The organism is Streptomyces sp. NBC_01506 (assembly GCF_045040295.1).
In the GTDB taxonomy this organism is placed as follows: Bacteria; Actinomycetota; Actinomycetes; order Streptomycetales; family Streptomycetaceae; genus Streptomyces.
The window spans coordinates 2,645,448-2,666,086 of sequence record NZ_CP109422.1; the positions used below are offsets into that span (position 1 = coordinate 2,645,448).

A 20,639-nucleotide genomic window follows, 5' to 3' on the forward strand; every position below is an offset into this window, starting at 1 on the left:
ACGCGCTCGACCTCGTATCAACCGATCGGTTGATACCGGCATCAGCCCTCCCTGTCGGCCTCAGCCGGAAATCGATGGGCACTGTCAGTGCCGGTACGTAGTCTCGTTCTGATGCCGACCTCTGAAGATGTACCGACCAAGGACCGCTCCGCCGTGCGTTCGCTGCTCCGACTGTGGCCATACGTACGACCGGTGCGCGTGCGCCTGTTCAGCGCCGCGTTCGTCGCGGTGCTGGCCTCGTGCCTGGGCCTGGTCATCCCCCTCGTCCTGAAGTGGATGGTCGACGGCCCGATCGCGGACGGCGACACGGGCGGCATCTGGCTCGGCGCGCTGTATCTGACGCTGCTCGGGATCTTCGAGGCCGGACTCTTCGGCCTGCGGCGGTGGTTGGTGGCCAGACCGCTGGCGGGGGTCGAGGCGGCGATGCGGGCGGATCTCTACCGGCATCTCCAGCGGCTGCCGATCGCCTTCCACGACCGGTGGCCCTCGGGCCAGTTGCTGTCGCGCGGCACGACGGACCTGATGCTGCTGCGGATGTTTCTGGCCTTTCCGCTGACTTTCCTGCTGGTGAACGGGACGACGATCCTGGTCGGATTCCTGATTCTGCTGATGCAGGAGTGGACGCTGGGGCTGGTGCTGCTGGCGCCCGTGGTGCCGCTGGTCGTCATCTGCTCGGTCTTCGAGGCGAAGTACGCACTGGTGGCGCGCAAGGCGCAGGACCAGGTGGGCGATCTGACGACGGTGGTCGAGGAGAGCGTCCTGGGCGTACGGATCGTGAAGGGCTTCGGCAGACACCGCAGCCAGGCGCTCGCGTTCCGGGCGCTCGCGGCCCGGCTGCGGGGTACGGAGCTGGGCAAGGCCCGCCTCCTGGCGGGGATCTGGGCGCTGATCATGGTCATCCCCGAGGTGGCGATCGGCGCGGCGCTGGTGCTCGGCACGGTCCAGGTCGCCGACGGGCATCTGTCCACAGGCACGCTGGTGGCCTTCCTGTCGACGGCGCTGGCGCTGCGCTGGCCGGTGGAGTCGATCGGCTTCCTGCTGGCGATGAGCCAGGAGTCGGCGACCGCGACGGAGCGGTACTTCGAGGTGATGGACGCCAAGGAGGAGACGGCGGACACGGCCGGGCCGGCGGCGATCGTGGGCGGTGAGCCGGACGGGCTGCGCTTCGACGGTGTGTCGTTCCGGTATCCCGACGCCGAGGCCGGGTCCGTGCCGGTACTGACCCAGGTGGACCTGCACATCAGATCCGGCGAGACCATGGCCCTCGTCGGCGCGACGGGTTCGGGCAAGACGACGCTCACCGCGCTGGTGCCCCGGCTGCACGAGGTCACGGGCGGGCGGATCACGCTCGACGGCGCGGACATCGCTCTGCTGCCCCGGCAGCGGCTGCGTGAACTGGTGTCGGTGGCCTTCGAGGAACCGACGCTGTTCTCGGCGACGGTCGGCGACAACGTCCGTATGGGCGCCGAGAGCGCCGACGACGCGGCGCTGCTGCGGGCGCTGGACGTGGCGCAGGCCGACTTCGTCCAGGACCTGCCGCACGGTGTGCACACGGAGGTCGGCGAGCAGGGGCTCAGCCTCTCCGGCGGCCAGCGGCAACGGCTGGCGCTGGCCAGGGCGGTGGTCGGCGGACCGCGTTTCCTGGTGCTCGACGATCCGCTGTCCGCGCTCGACGTGCATACGGAGACGCTGGTCGAGGCGGCGCTGCGCCGGGTGCTGGAGGAGACGACGGCACTGGTCGTCGCGCACCGGCCGTCGACGGTGATGCTGGCGGACCGGGTGGCGCTGCTCTCGGAGGGGCGGATCACGGCGGTGGGTACGCACCACGAACTGCTGCGGGACAACGCGGAGTACGCGTGGCTGATGTCCGGGGCCGGCGGTGAGGCGGGAAGCGACATGGGGGCGGAAGCCGTCGAGGGGAGCATGCGATGACGTCGCCGCCGAAGACCACGAGCGACGAACCGACCGGACCGGGCCCCGGCGCGGAGGCAACCGCCGCCACGGAGTCCCCTGGCTCCCCTGGCTCTACCCGCTCTCCCGGCCCTCCCGTCGAACACCGGCCCGCGTCCCTGGCCGACGACCCCTTCGCGCAGGACGACCTGCCAGCGCCGCGCGGGGCCACCGGCGCGCTGCTGCGGTCGTTGCTGCGCGCCCGGCGTGGCAGGGTCGTCCTCACCGCGTTGCTCCTGCTGCTCCAGCAGGCCGCCGCGCAGGCGGGCCCGCTGCTCGTCGCGTACGCCATCGACCGGGGCGTGCCCGCGTTCCGGGCGAACGACAACGGCCCGCTGATCGCGGTCGCTGTCGGCTATCTGCTCTGCGCCGCCGGTTCCGGGGGCTTCCAGTACGCCTTCATCCGCTCGTCGGCCCGGGTGAACCAGGACGTGCTCCTGGATCTGCGCGGCCGGATCTTCCGCCATGCCCAGGCGCTGAGCGTGGACTTCCACGAGCGCTACACCTCGGGACGGCTGATCTCCCGCTCCACCACGGACGTCGAGTCGCTGCGTGAACTGCTCGCCGAAGGGCTCCAGGAACTCATCACGGTCCTTCTCGCCTTCGTCTACATCTCGGCGATGCTGCTCTATCTGGACCTGGGCATCGGCGGATTCGCGGTGCTCTCCTTCGTACCGCTGTACGCGCTGGTGCGGCTGTACCAGCGCAGGGCGGGCGCCATCTTCGGCAAGCGCTCCACCGCCATCGCGGCGGTCATCGTGAAGTTCGCGGAGACGATGAACGGCATCAGGCCCGTGCAGGCGTTCCGCCGCGAAGCCGCCAACGACGACCGCTTCCACGCGCTCAACCACCACCATGAACGCACCAACGGCGACGCGATACTGGAAATGGCGCGCTATGTGGTCGGTTCACGGCTCGTCGCGAACATGGCCCTGGTCGCGATCGTGGTGTGGGGCGCCTTCCGGGTCGCCGACGGGACACTCGCCCTCGGGGTGCTCGCGGCGGCGGTGCTTTTCCTACGGAGGCTGTACGACCCGATCGACCGGCTCGGGATGTTCCTCAACTCCTACCAGTCGGCGGCCGCTTCGCTGGAGAAGATCGCGGGCCTGCTGGCCCAGACCCCGTCCGTGCCGGAGGCGGCGGACCCCCGCCCGCTGCCGGAGCTGACGGGCGGGCATCCGGGCCGGGAGGTCGTGTTCGACACGGTCAGCTTCTCGTACCGCACGGGCGGCGAGGTGCTGCCCTCCTTCGACCTGACGATCCCGGCCGGCCAGACGGTCGCCGTCGTCGGCTCGACGGGCGCGGGCAAGTCGACGCTGGCCAAGCTGCTGGCCCGGTTCTACGACCCCACCGAGGGCCGTGTCCTGCTCGACGGCACCAATCTGCGGGACCTGGACACCCCCGAACTGCGGCGCGGTGTCGTGATGGTCACGCAGGAGGCGTTCCTCTTCTCCGGCACGGTCGCCGAGAACATCGCGATCGGCCGGCCCGACGCGTCGCGCGACGAGATCGAGCGGGCCGCGAAGGCGATCGGCGCGCACGATTTCATCAGCACTCTGCCGGAGGGGTACGACACGGACGTACGCAAACGGGGCGGCCGGATCTCGGCGGGCCAGCGCCAGTTGGTGGCGTTCGCCCGCGCACTGCTCGCCGACCCGTCCGTACTGATCCTGGACGAGGCGACGAGTTCGCTCGACATCCCCGGCGAGCGTGCTGTGCAGCGGGCGATGGACACGGTGCTCCACGGCCGTACGGCGGTGGTGATCGCACACCGTCTGTCGACGGTGGAGATAGCCGACCGGGTGCTGGTGATGGAACACGGCCGCGTGGTCGAGGACGGCTCCCCGGCCGAACTGATCGAAGGCGTAGGCCGCTTCGCGGGCCTGCACCGCGCCTGGCGCGACAGCCTGGCCTGACGCCCCCGGCCGTTCGCGGCCGTTGCGGCCGTTCGCGCTCGTTGCGGCCGTTCGCGCTCGTTGCGGCCGTTCGCGCTCGTTGCGGCCGTTGCGGCCGTTCGCGTGACGCGTCTACGGTCGCGTCTCGTCCAGCCGGTAACGGGCCACGCCTTGCGGGGTGTTGAGCAGCCTGACGCCGTCCAGGCCGTCGAACGCCGCCCGCATCCGCCCCTGGGCGGGTCCGCCGACGAATGCCCGCCAGGCCGCCTCGTCCGTCCATTCCGCGTAATTGACCACCCGGCTGCCGTCCACCGAAAGGTGAAGGTGGGCACCGAGCAGGCCGGGAGGTGAGAGCGCGGTCAGCACCTCCACGATCGTTTCGGCCAGCCGTTGCTGGCTGTCGCGTCCGGCGCAGGCGAACCGGGGCGTGGCCAGCATGGTTGGCCCGTTCCCGTTCCCGGTCCCGCTTCCGCTCACCGCGTCATCGGCGCGGTAGCCGCGATACACGACGTAGCGGGCCGGTGGCGCGTCGGCGTCGTCCAGCCAGCGCAGGCACGACGCGTCGTCGGTCCACTGGGCGTAGTGGAGCTCCTGGCCGCTGTCGGCAGAAAACCGGGTGAGGCTCAGCAGTCCGGGCGGATTCTCTCGGCGCGCCCGCGAGAACAGGTCTGATTCGTCTGCGCCGTGTCCCCAGGGGCTGATCAGCGCGATACCGGCGTCCTGCCGAGTGAGGTCCGGAAAGCTCACGTCCGGATGGGCGTTTGCCGATGGGGTCACGGTGTCCTCGTCCCGCCCGGTCCGGATGCCTGCGGCGCCGACGTCGCGAGGGTGGGGCCGTCGGGGCGGACCGTGATGCCGTAGGCCGCCTTCGGCGGGGTGGCGGAGAAGGTCACGGTGCGGGCGGGCAGCAGGTGTTCAAGGAGGACGGTCGATTCGCGGAGCGCGAATTGCAGACCGAGGCAGGCGCGGGCGCCGATACCGAAGGGGTAGTAGGAGCCCGGATGGGCGGGCCGGGCGGCGGGGGCGGTGAAGCGGCGGGGGTCGAACTGGTCGGGGTCCGGCCACAGTTCGGGGTCCCGGTGCGTGAGGTACGGGCAGACCAGGATGTCGGTGCCCGCCTCGATGGTGTAGCCGGCGAGGGTGTCGTCCTCGGTGGCGTGACGGGGCAGGATCCAGGCGGACGGGTAGAGCCGTAGCGTCTCGTGGAACAGCGCCTGGACGGCCTGGCGGCGCTCCGCCGAGCCTTCGGCGCCGGCCGCGAGGGCGTCCTCGCGGGCCGTGGGGTGCTGGTCGAGGAGCAGATAGAGCCAGGTCAGGGTGGTGGCGGTGGTCTCGTGCCCGGCCGCGAGCAGGGTCACCAGCTCGTCGCGGATCAGCCGGTCGGTGTATTCGGGGCGCTCGGTGGCGGCGTCGATCAGCACGCGCAGCAGGCCCGGTCCGTCGGGGCCGGCCGCCCCGCCGCGAGCGGCCTCGATGGCGTGCCGGGCGACCGCGTCGATCCGGGCGAGATCGGCGGCGACGGCGTCATGGGCGTCGGTGACATCGGCGGGCAGCGTCGGAAGGGCGGTCGCCACGGCGGCCACGGCGTCCAGTTCACGCTCGGTCCCGTCGTCCAGCCGGTGCCCGGTGAGGGAGCGCCAGATCGCGTCCAGGGCGAAGCGGCGCATCTCCCGCCCGACGTCGAAGGTCTGGCCGGTACGGGCGTACTCCTCCCAGCGCCCGGCGGTGGTCCGCGCGGCCTCGGTGATCCGCTGCTCGTAGCGGCGCATGCCGGGTCCGGTGAACTGGGAGTGCAACAGGCGGCGTTGGGACTTCCACGCCTCACCGGTGGCGGCGAGCACGCCGTCACCGATCAGCAGCCGGGCGCGGTGGGAGCGCTTGACGTAACGGTCCGGGTGCCGGGCGAGTACGTGCTGTACGGCCTCCGGATCGGTGACGAGAACGGTGGGAGCCGGCCCGATACGGAACGCGGCGACCCCGCCGAACCGCTCACGCAACTCCCCCAGCAGCTCGACCAGTTCACCTCCCCCGGCCCGCCACCGCCGCACGAGTCCGGGCTCGGCCTCGGGCAGCGGCCGGCCCGTCGCGGGGACGGCTGCGAGGGGGGCGGGGGTGGCTTCGGGGTCCATGGTTCGTCTCCTGGTCGACCGCTGTGCTCGGCCCTGCCGGAGCAGTGACGCCACGGACTTTACGGGAGTGGGAGGGGCCGCCGGACGGAAAAAGGGGTGCTGCCCCCACGCCCCTTGTGGAAAGGTTCGTCCACCCCTGTCCTGGGCATATGCCCTCTCCTGCGCTCACGCACGCGTGCGGCGCGCGGCGTGATTCCCGGAGTTGTCCCATGCGTCATTCCCGTGTTGTCCTCGGTCCCGTCGGTGTGGGCGTCGCAGGTGTCGGCGTCGGCGCGCTGCTGGGCCTCGCCGGCTGTTCCGGCGCGGCGGACGACGCGTCCGCCGGCGGCGCGAAAGCGCGCCCGGCCGCCTCCGGGGCGTCCGCCGATCCCGCCGATCCCGCCGATCCCGGCAAGACCGTACGGGAGGCGGTCGCCGCGACGCGCGGCACCAGCTCCCGGCTCGACCAGAAGATCGAGCTGGGCGACGGCACCACGACGTACCGCATGTCCATCACCGGCGACTTCGACATGGCGGCCGACCGGGGCCGGCTCTCCGTCGACCTGCCCGGCGGCGCCATCAGTCACCTGGACGAGATCTTCGTGGGCGACAAGGTCTATCTGCGTGGCGCCGAGGGCCTTGAAGGCCACTGGGGATCGATCGACCGCGACAAGGCCGAGGCGCACGCCGTGCTGCGCGCGCCGTTGAACGATCCCGAACATGTCCTCGTCCAGGTCGCCGCGGTGAAGAAGGTCTCCGACGAGGGCACGGCGAAGGTGAACGGGGCGCGGACCACGCACTATCGCGGGATGCTCGACCACGCCACCGCCACGCTCCGGACCGAGGAAAGCCTCCGGGCCAGGTTCGACGAGGCGCGCGAAAGCCTGGGCGAGGACATACCCGTCTTCGCGGACGCGTGGGTCGACGGCTCGGGACGGGTGGTCCGCACCCGGCTGACCTTCTCCATGGCGGGCGTCAACGTGACAACGACGATGACCTTCTCCGACTTCGGGAAGCCGGTGAAGGCGACGGCCCCGCCCGCCGCCGACACCGTCCCCGCCACGGAGGTGAAGGGCGTCCTGCCCGGCTGAGCGACCCCCGCGCCCGCCCGAAGGACGCGGACTGGCGGAACAGGGGATGCGTCCCCTCCAATCCTCCAACGGCCGTCCTACCATCGGGCGATGGTCGATCGTTTCTTCGCCGATCCGGCGCTCGCTGCCTGGTACGACGTGCTGTCCCCCACCGACGAGCGGACCGACTTCGGCTTCTATCTGCCGCACATCATGTCCGCGCCGTCCGTCCTCGACATCGGCTGCGGTACGGGAAGTCTGCTGCGTCTCGCGCGGGAGGCCGGGCATCAGGGGCGGCTTCGCGGTCTCGACCCCGCTGTCGGGATGCTGGAACAGGCCCGTCGACGGCCGGATTTGGACGTCGAGTGGATTCTCGGTGACCTCGAATCCACCTCCTGGGAGCGTGAGTTCGACTTCGCGGTGATGACCGGACACGCGTTCCAGGAGTTGCTGGGGGACGACGAGCTGCGCGCCTCGCTCGCCGCCGTGCGCGCGGCGCTGACGGACAACGGCCGGTTCGGCTTCGAGACGCGCAACCCGCTCGCGCGCGCGTGGGAGTCGTGGACGACGGACGGGCCCGTCGATGTGCCGGTTCCGGGCGCCGACCGATCCGCCACGCTGCTGATGGAACGTCAAGTCCACTCCGTGGACGGGGACATCGTCTCCTTCCGTACCACCCTCGACATCCCCGGCGAGCGCGCTCCGCGACACAGCGACAGCACCCTGCGGTTCCTCGGCGCCGACCGGCTCGACACGTTCCTCACGGAAGCGGGGCTGGTCGTCGAGGAGCGGTACGGCGACTGGGACCGTGGCCCGCTGACCGACGCGAGTCCGGAGATCATCACCATCGCCCGGCGTACGCCCGCGTAACACCGCCGCAACAGTGGCGCGGATTTCGCTTAACGAACACGGCACTTCGCGCAGCGGACGATTTCCGGCCAACTTGTTGACGCGCTCCTGACAGCAAGGCCGGATTCCTGCGACTCTTCCCCCGGTCCGAGCACCACCCGCTCCACCGCTCCACCGCTCGTGCCGTACAGCTCGTGCCGTACAGCTCGTGCCCAACGCCCCAACGCCCCACCGCTCCTGCACTGTCCGGGCCGCCCACCCCAGCGTGGTCCGGTACCCCCCTCGCAGAAGGAGTTCGCGTGAGACCCACGCCCAGCCGTCGTATCACCGCGACCGGCGCTCTGATCGCTGTCACCGCCCTGCTCGCCGTCGGAGTCCAGGCCGGCAGCGCCGCCGCCGCGCCCGACTCGGCACCCTCGGCACCGGTCGCCGGCAAGGCCGACCCCGGCGCGCTCCCCAAGTCCCTCTCGCCCTCCCAGCGCGCCGAGCTGATACGCGAGGCCGACGCCACCAAGGCGGCGACGGCCGACGAACTCGGCCTCGGCGCCCAGGAGAAGCTGGTCGTACGCGACGTCGTCCAGGACCAGGACGGCACCACGCACACCCGCTACGAGCGCACCTACGCCGGCCTCCCCGTCCTCGGCGGTGACCTCGTCGTCGCCACCACGAAGGCGGGCGCCACCGAAGGCGTGAGCAAGGCGTCCAAGGCGCCGCTCAAGTCCGTCGACACCAACGCCGACGTACCGGCGGCGAGCGCCGAGAAGCAGGCGCTGTCCGCCGCGAAGGCCGAGGGCTCGACGAAGGCGGCCACCGACCGCGCGCCGCGCAAGGTCGTCTGGCTGGCGGACGACAAGCCGACCCTCGCGTACGAGACGGTCGTCGGCGGCGTCCAGAAGGGCGGCACCCCGAACGAGCTGCACGTCGTCACCGACGCCGCCACCGGCGAGAAGCTGTACGAGTGGCAGGCCGTCCACGAGGGCACGGGCAACACGCAGTACAGCGGCCAGGTCACGCTCGGTACGGCTCCGTCGTACACGCTGACCGACACCGGCCGCGGCAACCACAAGACGTACAACCTGAACCGCGGCACCTCGGGCACCGGCACCCTCTTCTCGGGTCCGGACGACATCTGGGGCAACGGCGCCGCCTCCAACACGGAGACGGCCGGCGCCGACGCGCACTTCGGTGCCGCGCTCACCTGGGACTACTTCAAGAACGTGCACGGCCGCTCCGGCATCAGGGGCGACGGCGTCGGCGCGTACTCGCGGGTGCACTACGGCAACAACTACGTCAACGCCTTCTGGCAGGACAGTTGCTTCTGCATGACGTACGGCGACGGCGCGGGCAACGCCAAGCCGCTGACGTCCATCGACGTGGCCGCGCACGAGATGTCGCACGGCGTCACCGCCAACACGGCGGGCCTCGTCTACAGCGGTGAGTCCGGTGGTCTCAACGAGGCGACCTCGGACATCTTCGCGGCGGCCGTCGAATTCAGCGCCAACAACGCCCAGGACGTGGGCGACTACATGGTCGGCGAGAAGATCGACATCAACGGCAACGGGACCCCGCTGCGGTACATGGACCAGCCGAGCAAGGACGGCGCCTCCAAGGACTACTGGTACTCCGGTATCGGCGGCGTGGACGTCCACTACTCGTCCGGCCCGGCGAACCACTTCTTCTACCTGCTCTCCGAGGGCAGCGGCGCCAAGACCATCAACGGCGTCAGCTACAACTCCCCGACGTCCGACGGACTGCCGGTGACCGGCATCGGCCGGGCCAAGGCCGAGCAGATCTGGTTCAAGGCCCTCACCACGAAGTTCAACTCCACGACGAACTACGCGGGGGCCCGTACCGGCACACTCGCGGTCGCCGGTGAGCTGTACGGAACGGCGAGCGCCGAGTACAAGTCGGTCGCCGACGCGTGGGCCGGCATCAGCGTCGGAACCCGCCCCGGTGGCGGCAGCGGCGGCACGGTCTTCGAGAACACGGCGGCCGTCGCCATCCCGGACAACGGCGCGGCGGTCACCTCGACCGTCAACGTCACCGGCCGTACGGGCAACGCGCCCGCCGCCCTCCCGGTCGGCGTGGACATCACGCACACCTGGCGCGGTGACCTGGTCGTGGACCTGGTCGCCCCGGACGGGACCGTCTACCCGCTGAAGCCCTCCAGCAGCGGCGACTCGGCGGACAACGTCGTGGAGACGTACACGGTGAACGCCTCGTCGGAGGTGGCCAACGGCGCCTGGAAGCTGCGGGTGCAGGACGTCGCGGCGCAGGACACCGGACGTATCAACAGCGTGAAGCTCACGTTCCCTTGATCGGCTGAGTGGCGCGTCACCGCACAGAGCTGACGCACCGTCACATCACATCACTGGAACCGCCCGGGTCCTGAGGACCCGGGCGGTTCCGTGTCGTGTCGTTCGAAGGGCGAATTCCCGGCCCCGCCCCCTCGAAGGCGCGCCCGAAGGGGTGGGCCGGGAACCGGCCGGCGCGGACTTTCCCCCCGCGCACTCCCGGTCAAGGAGTGCTTCATGTTGTCCGTCACCGGCTGTGTGTCACAGACGACCGGCCCTCGCGAGCCGAAGGATCGTGGTCGATGTGGACAGTACGGAGACCGACCGTCGCCGACCACCGCTCGACGGCTCCCCCGCTCCGTACTGCCACCGATCCTCCGCGCCCGTGGCGCCGTTTCCCCCGTCGCCCGCGCCCTCCACCTCGGCGTGCGCTCCCAAGTCTCCCTAACGGAGCTTGTTCACAGCCGTGGTGGTGGTCTTCTTGAAAGCCCCGACCGGGGCGTCGCCCAGATCCCCGAGCCGGCCCCACGTGACGATCGTGACGGTGGCGCCGTCCCGGCCGATGCCCAGCAGATGGACGTCGAGGCCGGAGTCCGGGACCGAGGTGGCGACGCCGAAGACACGGGCGCCCTCCTCCACCGCGATCCGGCCGTAGTCGTCCCACGAGGCCGTACCGCCGGGAGTGGCGCGCAGCCAGTCGGCGGCGCAGGACGCCACCGCCGCCTCGGCGGACGCGGCCAGCTTCTTGGCCGCGGCGGCGCTCGGCGCCTGGACGCTCACCTGGGCGCCGCCCGTGTCGAGGTCGGTGCCGAACTGCCGGTACCAGGTCGTGCCCTGGGCGGGCAGCACCTTCTCCAGGCAGAACGGGTCCTGCTCCGGAGCGCCGCGCGTCACCTGGCCCGCGGTCCAGACGGTGCCCGCGGCCTGCGGCATGTCCCGCGCCGCGAGGAAGCCGGGTGTGGTCGCCTTCGGCGCGGCCTGGACGCTGCCGGACACCGAGAGCGCGAGCGCGCCGGCGAGTGCGGCGGTCGTCGCCGAGGTGAGTGCCCGACGGGCCGTGCTTCTTCGCATGTTCCTGCCTGAGTTCATGGTGATCGAGATGGTCATTCGGTGGATCCCCCCTGGTCGTGCTGGTCGTGCTCCGCGCACCGGTTTCCCGGCCGGTGATCTCAGGTTGGGCGGTGATCGAACGGACGGCAACAACCCTTGGGAAGTACGGAACGCGTGGAACGCGTACGCGTACTGTGGCCTGGGGGAATGACAAGGGCCTGGAATGAGCGCGGAACCGCGTGGCGGGCGGGAGGGGGACGTGTGGTGGGCCGGTCGCGGAAGATCCCGGCGGAGACCGCCGAATTCGCGCGGCGGCTGCGCGCGCTCAAGGAGAGAACGGACCGCAGTTACGGATCGCTCGCGGCCCAACTGCACCTCGGCGCCTCGACATTGCACCGCTACTGCCACGGCCACGCGCTGCCCGTCGACTACGCGCCCGTGGAGAAGCTGGCCCGGGTGGTCGGCGCGACGTCGGCCGAGCGGGTGGAACTGCACCGGCTATGGCTGCGGGCGCACTCGGCGCGTACGGAGGAGGGGGAGGAGGGGGAGGACGGGGACGGGGACGGGGACGCAGTTGCTGTCACGGTCGCAGTTGCCGAACAGCCCCCCGTACGCGAACCGGAACGGGAACCCGAACCGGTGCCGCCGACCGACAACGTCGACCCCGCCCCCCACCCCCACCCCCACCCCGACGATCTCGACCCGCCGCCGCCCGCCGCCACGCCCCCGCCCCTGTCGCGCTTCCGCGCCTTACGCCTGCGCCGCCGCCAGGTCGTCGGCGCCGCGCTCGCCGTCGTCGCCGTCCTCGGCGGCACCGTCATCGTCGCGGCCGGTCTCGGCGGTCCCGACTCCGGCAGGAACGAGAGCAGTCCGCGTCTCACCGACCCCGGACCGGACCGCCCGGCGGATCCGCCCGTACCGTCCGCGAGGTCGGGCGATCCGTCCGCCAGGACGAGCCCGTCGACGTCCGGCGGCAGCCCGAAGGCGTCGCCGTCCGGGTCCACCGGTTCCGGCGCGGCGGGCGGCGGGAGCGACGTGGCCGGGGGCGGTGGGGGTGGCGCCCCGGCGGACGGCGGGAAACCGGAAGTCGGCACGGGCAAGAGCAAGCCGCTGGTGTGGAGCGCGGACAGCCACAAGTGGCAGTTGGACTGCGGCCATACGTATCTGATCAACCGCGCCCCCGCCGCCGTACCCCCACCACCCAGCGCCCAGGACGCGCGGCAGTGGGCGACGGCGCTCGGCGCGGTGCACGGCGATTCGTCCATCACCCAGGCCACGGTGCGCGCGGCGGCGGGCGCGGGCCCCGTCGTCGTCCAGGAGGTGTTCATCCGGGTGGTGGGGCGGCGGGCGCCGCTCGACTGGAACGCGTACGACATGAGCAACGGCTGCGGCGGCTCGATCACCCCCGCCGTGTTCGCCGTCGATCTGGACGCGTCGCGGCCGGTCGCGCGCCCGGTGGACGGCGGAAGCGAGCAGGGGCCGCTGCCGGCTCCCAAGCTTCCGTATCAGGTCACGTCGGTCGAACCGCTGGTCCTGCGGATCGAGGCGAGCACCAACGGCTGCGACTGCGACTGGTACGTGGAGCTGCGCTGGGCGGCCGGGACCCGTACGGGCCTCACGCGTATCGACGACGGCGGAAAGCCGTTCCGTACGAGCGCGTCGGCCGCCGAGGGCATATACGGCCATGACTACGCGACCGGGAAATGGATGGGACCCTGACAGGTCACTGACGACCCGTCAAGGTCCCTACCACTGTTACGAGTTCACGCGGGGTTGTTCGCGTGCGTCAGCGTCTCCCATGCGACGAACAGGTTGTTCGTGCCCTGGGGGCGCATCCGCTCGGTGTACGCCTGGGTGTTCGCCATTCCGTAGCCCAGCCGGTTGCCCAGCGCGTTGAAGGCGACCTCGGTGATCGGCCCCAGATTGTCCTTGAGGCTGCCGCCGCAGAGGTTGCCGGGAACCGGATCGCCGTTCTGGTACTTGGTGTGGAAGCCCATCGCGTGCCGCAGCCGGTCGCCCACCTCCGGGTAGAGGTCCTGGCCCTGGATGCGGCTGGTCTCCGCGACGTGCGAGATGGCGGAGAGGCCGTAGCCGGTGTGGGTCAGATCGCGGCAGGTCTCCTGCGCGAGTCCCTGCATGAAGGTGGACTGGCCCTGCCAGTAGCCGATGATCTCGTCGCGGGTGTCGAGCCCGCTGCCGGGCACCGTCTTGGGCAGCGCCCCGTCCGAGGGCAGGTAGATGAACGCGGGGACCCGGTTACGGAAGCGGCCCACCGTCTTGTCGTAGGCGGCCCGGTCCTCCAGATGGACCGCGATGCCGATCGCGGCCTCGTTCATGCTCAACTCCCAATTGCCGTTGGAGTTGGAGCCGTTGATGATCTCCGGCAGGTACACGTTACGCAACATGGTGGAGAAGCGGCCGGAGTTGGGCCACGACGTGTACGTGTACTTGATGATCTCGGCGGCCTTGGGCCAGGACGAACCGGCCCACGCGGTCTGGAGCGGCGCGTTGCTGTTGGTGTGGTCGCGGATCGTGTTGGACCAGGCGTCCATCAGCTCGACGGACTTCTTCGCGTAGCGGTCGTCCTGGGTGATGTACCAGGCGAGCGCGGTGGTGTACGCGGCGATCGCGTCCTCACGCTCGTCCGTACAGCCGTTGTTGGGGTTGGAGTACGAGCCGCACTCCACGACCGCGCGGGGCTTGGGCACGCGTGACAGGGAGGCGTACTTGCTCCCCATCATCTGGTCGTACGCGGCCTTCCACGGCTGGGCGCCGGCCTGCACCCTGCCGCGTACGAAGTCGAGTTGGGGGCGGCTGACGCCGACACCGGGGTGGGTGAAGGTCGCGGGAGCGGCGGCCTGTTGGCCCGCCGACCGCTCCACCGCCCGGTCGCCGGCCGAGGCGGGGGCCATGAAGGCCGCGCCGATCAGACCGGCGAGCGCGGCGGACAGACCAAGGACTCTGGGGATGACTCCGGGGCGCATGGGGTGCCTTCCGGTTGGGGGGTGTTCCTCAACTCCCAGTTCACTTACATGAACAACGGGCGGAGTTGTGAACCCTGATTGAGTGAGGAATTTAAGGCCATCACATGGACACGTCAAGGTACGTACCAATGAACTTGGCGGGGACGCCGAAGGGCCCGGCGGACGATGTCGCTGTCCTGTCCCGGGCCCCACGGATATGAAACTTCGGCGCACCTCGGCGCACCTCGGCGCACCTCGGCGCACCTCAGCGCATCAGCACCCCCGCGCCCTCACCCGTCGCCTCGGTCGGCAGCGCGACCAGCCCGAGATCGGCGGTGGCGAGCATCGGATGCGTGGGCAGGACCCGGACGGTGTAGCCGAACGGCCCCGTACGGTCCAGGGCCAGCGGCCCCTCGTACCCCCAACGGCCCGCATCGTCAGGCCCGTCCGCCGGTTTCAGCGGGAAGATCTGCGCGTCGGCGATCGTGTCGTCGGCGCCCACCCGGCCCGCGACGGCCTGCACCTCCACGTCGTCGGGGACGAGTTGGCCGAGGGTGACGCGCACCCGTAGCGCGAGGGTCGAGCCCAGCTCCGCGCTGCCGCCCGCCGTGGTCGCCGAGACGGCCTCCACATGGTCGACGGCCACACCCGGCCAGGCGGCCCTGACCTGGTTCTTCCAGTCGGCCAACTCCCTTGCCGCGGCGGGGTCCAGCGCGCGGTGGGCGTGGGCGGCGGGTGTGTAGAGCCGTTCCACGTACTCGCGCACCATGCGGTCGGCGAGGACCTTCGGGCCGAGCGTGGTCATGGTGCGCCGGACCATCTCGATCCAGCGCCCCGGCAGCGCGCCTGCCCCTTCTCCCGCCCCCGTACGGTCGTAGAAACGGGGCGCGACGCGGTCCTCGATCAGCGCGTAGAGGGCGTTCGCCTCCAGCGCGTCGCGCCGGTCCTCGTCGGCGGAACCGTCCGCCGTCGGGATGGCCCAGCCGAAGTCCGGCTCGAACCATTCGTCCCACCAGCCGTCCAGCACCGACAAGTTGAGACAGCCGTTGAGCGCCGCCTTCATCCCGCTCGTGCCGCACGCCTCCAGCGGGCGAAGGGGGTTGTTCAGCCAGACGTCACAGCCCGGATAGAGCTTCTGCGCCATCGCCATCCCGTAGTCGGGCAGGAAGACGATGCGGTGACGTACGCGCGGATCGTCGGCGAACTTCACCAACTCCTGCACCAGCCGCTTGCCCCCGTCGTCCGCCGGGTGCGCCTTGCCCGCGACGACGATCTGGATCGGCCGCTCGGAATGCAGCAGCAGCTCCGTGAGCCGGTCGCGGTCGCGCAGCATCAGCGTGAGGCGCTTGTACGAGGGGACCCGCCGGGCGAAGCCGATGGTCAGGACGTCGGGGTCGAGGACCCCGTCGATCCAGCCCAATTCGGCGTCGGCCGCGCCCCGTTGGTGCCAGGAGGCACGCAGCCGGTCCCGTACCTCGTACACCAACTGCTCGCGCAGCGCGCGCCGTACGCCCCACAGGCCGGCGTCCGGCACCTCGCTCGCCCCGCCGTCGCCCAGCGCCGCGATCTCGGGGGCGACCCAGGTCGGCGCGTGCACCCCGTTGGTCACCGAGGTGATCGGTACGTCCTGCGGGTCGAAGCCCGGCCACAGACCGGCGAACATCTGCCGGCTGACGGCGCCGTGGAGCGTGGAGACACCGTTGGCGCGCTGGGCGAGCCGCAGGCCCATGGCGGCCATGTTGAACAGGTTGGGGTCGCCACCGGGGAAGGTCTCCCGGCCCAGGCGCAGGACCTGGTCGGTGGCGACGCCGGGCAGTTCGCCGTCGTCACCGAAGTGGCGCGCGACGAGTTCGCGGTCGAACCGGTCGATGCCGGCGGGCACGGGGGTGTGCGTGGTGAACACGGTGCCGCCCCGGACGGCCTCCAGCGCGGTGTCGAACCCGAGCCCCGTGTCGGCGAGTTCACGGATCCGTTCCAGACCCTGGAAGCCGGCGTGGCCCTCGTTCGTGTGGAAGACCTCGGGCTCGGCATGGCCGGAGATCCGGCAGTACGCGCGGACGGCGCGGACGCCGCCGATGCCGAGCAGCATCTCCTGGAGCAGCCGGTGCTCGCTGCCGCCGCCGTACAGACGGTCGGTCACCTCGCGCTCGGTCGGCCCGTTGTCCTCTATGTCCGAGTCGAGCAGCAGCAGCGGCACCCGGCCGACACGCGCCTGCCAGACACACGCGCGCAGCGACCGGCCACCGGGCAGCGTGAGCGCGACACGGCTGGGTCTGCCGTCCGCCTCCCTCAGGAGGCTGAGCGGCAGCTCGTTCGGATCGAGGACGGGATAGTGCTCCTGCTGCCAGCCGTCGCGCGACAGGGACTGCCGGAAGTAGCCGTGCCGGTAGAGCAGCCCGACGCCGATGAGCGGTACGCCGAGGTCGCTGGCGGCCTTGAGATGGTCACCGGCGAGGATGCCGAGGCCGCCGGAGTACTGGGGCAGGGCGGCGGTGACGCCGAACTCGGGCGAGAAGTACGCGACGGCGTCGGGCAGCTCGGCACCCTGGCCACGCTGTTCCTGATACCAGCGGTCGCCGCGCAGATAGTCGTCGAGCCCGGCGGCGACTGCGGCCAGCCGGCCCAGGAACGGCGCGTCGCCCGCCAGCTCGACCAGCCGCGTGGCGGATACGGCCCCGAGCAGCCGCACCGGATCACGCCCGGCGGCGCGCCAGCCGCCGGGGTCGACGGCCTCGAAGAGTTCACGGGTCTCGGGATGCCAGGACCAGCGCAGATTGCGCGCGAGGCCGCTGAGTGGTCGCAGAGGTTCGGGGAGGACGGGGCGCACGGTGAATCGACGGATTGCCTTCACGTGTTCCACCTTCGCAGGGGACGTCCGGACCGACGGACCGCACCACGCTGTGCACCCCGCCATCACCCTGACGGTATCCCCGCGCCCCCTGCCCCAACCACGGCGCACGAGCGCACCGGGCCCGCCCCTCGCGCGACCCCTTGGCGCGCGAGGCGCGCCGGGGGGTCACCCGGACGGGTGGCGGGCGTCGACCCACCGGGTACGCCGTCCTGATGGGCGTGGCTGCCTTCGTCGGGTCGGAAGTCAGGCCGGCTTCTCGCCGAGAGCCGCGCGCAGCCAGTCGAGCGAGCCCTGCCCCCAGCACCTCATCGGCGGGGCGTTGCCCGGACTGGGTGACTGTCCCGGCCGGACCTCATCAGGCGTGCCTGCGGATCGATCTCGTCTACGCGTGTGCTTGAGCGTTCCCGTCTCGTACGGGAAACGTCGTCCCGTAGCCGTCTCAAGCTCACCTTGTGGAGAAGGGTGAACGCAGTCTCGCCGGAGGCGAGGACCGGTGGGCCGCACCACAGCGAGCGCGTCGCGAGCGGCATCCACGGCCTTGGCGGGCCGACCAAGATCGATGAAGCAGAAGGCGGCCGTGCCTGAGATCTCACCGGTCTTGAAGAACCTCAACCCCTGCCGGGGTCCGTCGGGCTGCCGCTCAAACTCCTGACCCTGCCCCTGACCCTGCACCGCGTCTCCGCGAGCGACGCGGGTGTGCAGCAGGGATGAAAGCCGGCCGTCTCGCCGTCCCCGGGTCTCGGCGAGTGCTACCGCAGGCGATGTCCACGGCCTCGCTCCCCTGCCCCAGTACGCACACCTGGTGCGACATGGACGACCTACCTGGGTACGTCGGCGCGGGCCGGACCTGTCGTAGGCCCGTTCCCCGCGCTGCTACCTGCCTCTGGTGCGAGGCCACTGCACGGCATCGGTGTCGTTCGGGCAGGGGGCGTCCGTTGACCGAGCTCGTCCGGGAATGACGCACTGCGCCCTGAGCTGCCGGGGAGCTGCAACACTGACGTTGTGGCCCCTGCTGGTAGCTTCTCCAAAGAGATGGCAAAGCCCCCTGAAAACCGCAGGTCGCGAAGGGTTCTCCCCGCGCAGGCGGGGGTGTTCCGGTGACGCAGGCTGCCGCCCGCGAGCGCGTCGCGTTCTCCCCGCGCAGGCGGGGGTGTTCCGTTCGTACAGCGCCTCTACCTCGCCGGCCAGCAGTTCTCCCCGCGCAGGCGGGGGTGTTCCGTGCCCTGAAGCATGCACTCCAGCTTGTCGGCATCCCGGGCACACACGGCCTCGGCGGACTCTTTCGCCTCATACTCCGCGACCAGTGCCCGCACTGTGTCGACCAGAACCTCGGGCATGCCTTCCGTCTGATCGGCGGCGACCGCCTGCGGATCGATCTCCGCGCCGTACTTCTTCCCGAGATGGTTCACGTCGCCGGTCCGGGTCTCCTGCGTGTCATGCCACACCGCGAGGAACGCTGCCCAGGCAGGGTCGGCACCTTCAAGTTTCGCGATGATGGACGCGATGAGTGAGGTCCGCCATGAGTGCTCGGCAACGCTCTCGGGGGGGTTCACTCCAGCCATCCACCAGCCGGTGCGCCGCGTGTGCTTGAGCGTTCCCGCCTCGTACAGGAAACGCCCCACCGCAGACAGGTCGTCAGCCACCTTGGTTCCTCTCACACCTCAGCCAGGCGGATCACGTACCGGATGCGATCCAGCTCCCGGCGTGTGCGTGCCGAAAGCTCCCGGTCATTGCAACTTGAGCACCATCACGTCGTACAACGGCGAGTCCGGGAACGGCAACTTCTCACCAGCGCGCCCATATCCCCAGGTTTCGTACATCGCCCGGAGGCGCGGACGTTCGCGGCGAACCAGCAGTTGAGACAGACGCTCCTGACGGTGGCTCATCAATTCGTCATGCATCAGCCTGGAAATGCCTCGCTTGCGCCACGTCTGCCGAAGCATGTTCTCGCACAACTTGAACGTGCCCTCATCGTCGCGGGCGGTGAATCCATAGGTGTAGCCAGCTACGTGGTCACCCACTTCAGCTATCGCGCAGGCCCATCCTGGCGCTGACGTATGCAACGCCAAACGCTCCTCGAAGCGTTCGATGGAGAAGAAAGGATCGCTGTCAATTTCGTCGGCGTACACATCGGCATAAACGCCCAAGATGGTGCTGCGGATTTGGGGCAGTTGCTCCAGGGTGTAGTAGCTGATCGTCAGCAGATCTACGGACATGCAGCCATCGCCTCATAACGTGTCGAGAAGTCCGCCGCTCCCGTCGGGGCACGGTCAAGTAGGTCGTTCCGTAGCCGTCTTAAGCCCTCGTTGATCCGGGGGCTGCTCACCTTGTGGAGAAGGGTGAGCGCATTCTCCCCAGAGGCAAGGGCCGCATCGAGTTCGCCAGCCGCTGCCAGGCTTCGGCCAAGCCGGACATGTGCTGCCAGCTCATTGCGCCTCAACGGGGTGGACTGCACCACAGCGAGCGCGTCGCGGGCGGCGTCCACGGCCTTGGCGGGCTGACCAAGATCGATGAAGCAGAGCGCGGCCGTGCCTGAGATCTCACCGGTGTTGAAGAATCTCAGCCACTGCTGGGGTTCTTCGGGCTGTCGCTCAAACTCCTGCTCCGCCCGGAGCATGGAGCGGCCACACCGGCCGCCCTGACCCTGCACCGCGTGTCCGCGAGCGACGCGGGTGTGCAACAGGGATGAAAGCTGGCCGTCTCGCCGTCCCCGGGTCTCAGCGAGTGCCACGCGGGCGATGTCCACGGCCTCGCCCCCGTGTCCCAGTACGCACGCCTGGTGCGACATGGACGACCAGATCCGCGCCTGAAGCCTCTTGTCGCGGGCGAGCAGCGCGTAGCGCAATCCTGTGTCCCACCAATGGCGGGCTGCCTTCTGCTGCCCGTCGTCAAAGGCGAACCATCCGGCGCTTGTGGCGACCTCTCCGAGGGCCTTGTAGAGACCCGTTTGGACACGGTCACCGTAGGTACACCGCCGTGCGGCTTGCTCAACGTGATCGATGTAATGGGCTGCGGCCTTGGAGAGCTCCGCGCCTCCATGAAGGTCATCGAGTCGGTGCAGCCTGGTGGCAACGCTGCGCACGCGCTCAACCTCGGCCATGCCGAGTCGGCCCGCCTCGGGAAGCGTGGGAAGGGCGAGCAGAGTGCCAGTCAAGTTGAGTAGAAACTTGCGTCGGTGCACAGGGGAGTCCTGGGACGGGGGTTGTGCTGTCCCTCGAACGGTAACCCTGGCCGTATCCGTGACGGGAGGCGTGAAGCCTAGTTCCGTGGCTGGTCGACCGAAGATGGCTTCGAGTGGCAGGCGGCTACGCTCTCGCGGCCAGGTGACTTTGCCGCTGGTCCAATGGGCCACCAGGCGGGCGGAGCATCTGCCAGGTGCACCGAAGATCTCTTCGGCGGTGTCACTGACCTCGTCGGCCAATCCCTCCCGGGTGAAGCCGTACTCGCTCATGAGCCGCCGCAGCGCACGGTTGGGTTGGTGCTGATCGGTCATCAAGTCTCCCCGCTATGACCTACGCCACGGTAGCGAGGTGCTGACGCACTGTGCAGAGAAGTTTCCCTCTCATGTGACGTAAACCCATGCCGGACTTACCTTTTCTCTGCCTGATC

General features: G+C 70.3%; 13 protein-coding genes and 1 pseudogene. 6 read left to right on the forward strand and 8 right to left on the reverse strand.

Annotated elements, in window-relative coordinates; translation table 11 throughout:
- Nucleotides 1-111 precede the first annotated feature (111 nt).
- A complete protein-coding gene (locus OG329_RS11180; protein ID WP_405794534.1) occupies nucleotides 112-1,932 on the forward strand; it encodes an ABC transporter ATP-binding protein in 1,821 nt (606 codons plus the stop codon).
- Nucleotides 1,929-3,866: an ABC transporter ATP-binding protein gene (locus OG329_RS11185; RefSeq protein ID WP_405794535.1), complete on the forward strand. Its 1,938-nt coding sequence runs from the start codon at nucleotides 1,929-1,931 to the stop codon at nucleotides 3,864-3,866. The genes OG329_RS11180 and OG329_RS11185 overlap by 4 nt, the downstream gene beginning before the upstream one ends.
- Nucleotides 3,867-3,977: 111 nt before the next feature.
- Here the strand turns inward: OG329_RS11185 and OG329_RS11190 are convergent, their stop codons facing one another.
- Both OG329_RS11190 and OG329_RS11195 read right to left on the reverse strand, forming a co-directional pair.
- Nucleotides 3,978-4,622 (reverse strand): antibiotic biosynthesis monooxygenase, encoded by a 645-nt coding sequence (locus OG329_RS11190; protein ID WP_405794537.1) that lies wholly within the window; start codon nucleotides 4,620-4,622, stop codon nucleotides 3,978-3,980.
- Nucleotides 4,619-5,974, reverse strand: coding sequence for a cytochrome P450 (locus OG329_RS11195; RefSeq protein WP_405794538.1), 1,356 nt, complete (start codon nucleotides 5,972-5,974; stop codon nucleotides 4,619-4,621). Before OG329_RS11195 ends, OG329_RS11190 begins: the two co-directional genes overlap by 4 nt.
- A gap of 209 nt (nucleotides 5,975-6,183) precedes the next feature.
- Between OG329_RS11195 and OG329_RS11200 the strand changes: the two genes are divergently transcribed.
- The 3 genes from OG329_RS11200 (at nucleotide 6,184) to OG329_RS11210 (ending at nucleotide 10,190) form a co-directional block, all read left to right on the forward strand.
- Entirely contained in the window at nucleotides 6,184-7,044 is an 861-nt protein-coding gene (locus tag OG329_RS11200; protein ID WP_405794540.1) for a hypothetical protein, read from the forward strand.
- 90 nt (nucleotides 7,045-7,134) lie between these two features.
- Nucleotides 7,135-7,893: a class I SAM-dependent methyltransferase gene (locus OG329_RS11205; protein WP_405794541.1), complete on the forward strand. Its 759-nt coding sequence runs from the start codon at nucleotides 7,135-7,137 to the stop codon at nucleotides 7,891-7,893.
- A 278-nt stretch (nucleotides 7,894-8,171) separates the two neighbouring features.
- Nucleotides 8,172-10,190, forward strand: coding sequence for a M4 family metallopeptidase (locus tag OG329_RS11210; RefSeq protein ID WP_405794543.1), 2,019 nt, complete (start codon nucleotides 8,172-8,174; stop codon nucleotides 10,188-10,190).
- 420 nt (nucleotides 10,191-10,610) lie between these two features.
- Here OG329_RS11210 and OG329_RS11215 read toward each other — a convergent pair whose 3' ends face one another.
- Entirely contained in the window at nucleotides 10,611-11,273 is a 663-nt protein-coding gene (locus tag OG329_RS11215) for a hypothetical protein (RefSeq protein ID WP_405794545.1), read from the reverse strand.
- A 207-nt stretch (nucleotides 11,274-11,480) separates the two neighbouring features.
- On the opposite strand from OG329_RS11215, the gene OG329_RS11220 reads away from it, so the two are divergent.
- On the forward strand, nucleotides 11,481-12,935 hold the full coding sequence (locus OG329_RS11220) for a helix-turn-helix domain-containing protein (RefSeq protein ID WP_405794546.1): 1,455 nt from the start codon (nucleotides 11,481-11,483) through the stop codon (nucleotides 12,933-12,935).
- Nucleotides 12,936-12,979: 44 nt separating this feature from the next.
- On the opposite strand, the gene OG329_RS11225 is transcribed toward OG329_RS11220, so the two are convergent.
- The 5 genes and pseudogenes from OG329_RS11225 to OG329_RS11245 form a co-directional block, all read right to left on the reverse strand.
- Nucleotides 12,980-14,200, reverse strand: a complete 1,221-nt coding sequence (locus OG329_RS11225; RefSeq protein ID WP_405794547.1) for an alginate lyase family protein — start codon at nucleotides 14,198-14,200, stop codon at nucleotides 12,980-12,982.
- Nucleotides 14,201-14,444: 244 nt separating this feature from the next.
- Entirely contained in the window at nucleotides 14,445-17,030 is a 2,586-nt protein-coding gene (glgP, locus tag OG329_RS11230) for an alpha-glucan family phosphorylase (protein WP_405794548.1), read from the reverse strand.
- Between the two features lie 1,190 nt (nucleotides 17,031-18,220).
- Nucleotides 18,221-18,673: pseudogene (locus OG329_RS11235) on the reverse strand (HD family hydrolase); the annotation flags it as partial.
- Nucleotides 18,674-18,757: 84 nt separating this feature from the next.
- The gene (locus OG329_RS11240; RefSeq protein ID WP_405794550.1) at nucleotides 18,758-19,246 is read right to left on the reverse strand and encodes a GNAT family N-acetyltransferase; all 489 of its coding nucleotides are present in this window, start codon (nucleotides 19,244-19,246) and stop codon (nucleotides 18,758-18,760) included.
- Complete coding sequence (locus tag OG329_RS11245) at nucleotides 19,237-20,523, reverse strand: hypothetical protein (protein WP_405794551.1); 1,287 nt, start codon at nucleotides 20,521-20,523, stop codon at nucleotides 19,237-19,239. Before OG329_RS11245 ends, OG329_RS11240 begins: the two co-directional genes overlap by 10 nt.
- Nucleotides 20,524-20,639 lie beyond the last annotated feature (116 nt).

What these genes read in the sequence shown, in the direction of transcription:
- OG329_RS11225 (WP_405794547.1), bottom strand. Translation starts at nt 14,200, where the DNA reads ATGCGCCCCGGAGTCATCCCCAGAGTCCTTGGTCTGTCCGCCGCGCTC.
- OG329_RS11195 (WP_405794538.1), bottom strand. Translation starts at nt 5,974, where the DNA reads ATGGACCCCGAAGCCACCCCCGCCCCCCTCGCAGCCGTCCCCGCGACG.
- OG329_RS11240 (WP_405794550.1), bottom strand. Translation starts at nt 19,246, where the DNA reads ATGTCCGTAGATCTGCTGACGATCAGCTACTACACCCTGGAGCAACTG.
- OG329_RS11185 (WP_405794535.1), top strand. Translation starts at nt 1,929, where the DNA reads ATGACGTCGCCGCCGAAGACCACGAGCGACGAACCGACCGGACCGGGC.
- OG329_RS11180 (WP_405794534.1), top strand. Translation starts at nt 112, where the DNA reads ATGCCGACCTCTGAAGATGTACCGACCAAGGACCGCTCCGCCGTGCGT.
- OG329_RS11200 (WP_405794540.1), top strand. Translation starts at nt 6,184, where the DNA reads ATGCGTCATTCCCGTGTTGTCCTCGGTCCCGTCGGTGTGGGCGTCGCA.
- OG329_RS11245 (WP_405794551.1), bottom strand. Translation starts at nt 20,523, where the DNA reads ATGACCGATCAGCACCAACCCAACCGTGCGCTGCGGCGGCTCATGAGC.
- OG329_RS11215 (WP_405794545.1), bottom strand. Translation starts at nt 11,273, where the DNA reads ATGACCATCTCGATCACCATGAACTCAGGCAGGAACATGCGAAGAAGC.
- OG329_RS11205 (WP_405794541.1), top strand. Translation starts at nt 7,135, where the DNA reads ATGGTCGATCGTTTCTTCGCCGATCCGGCGCTCGCTGCCTGGTACGAC.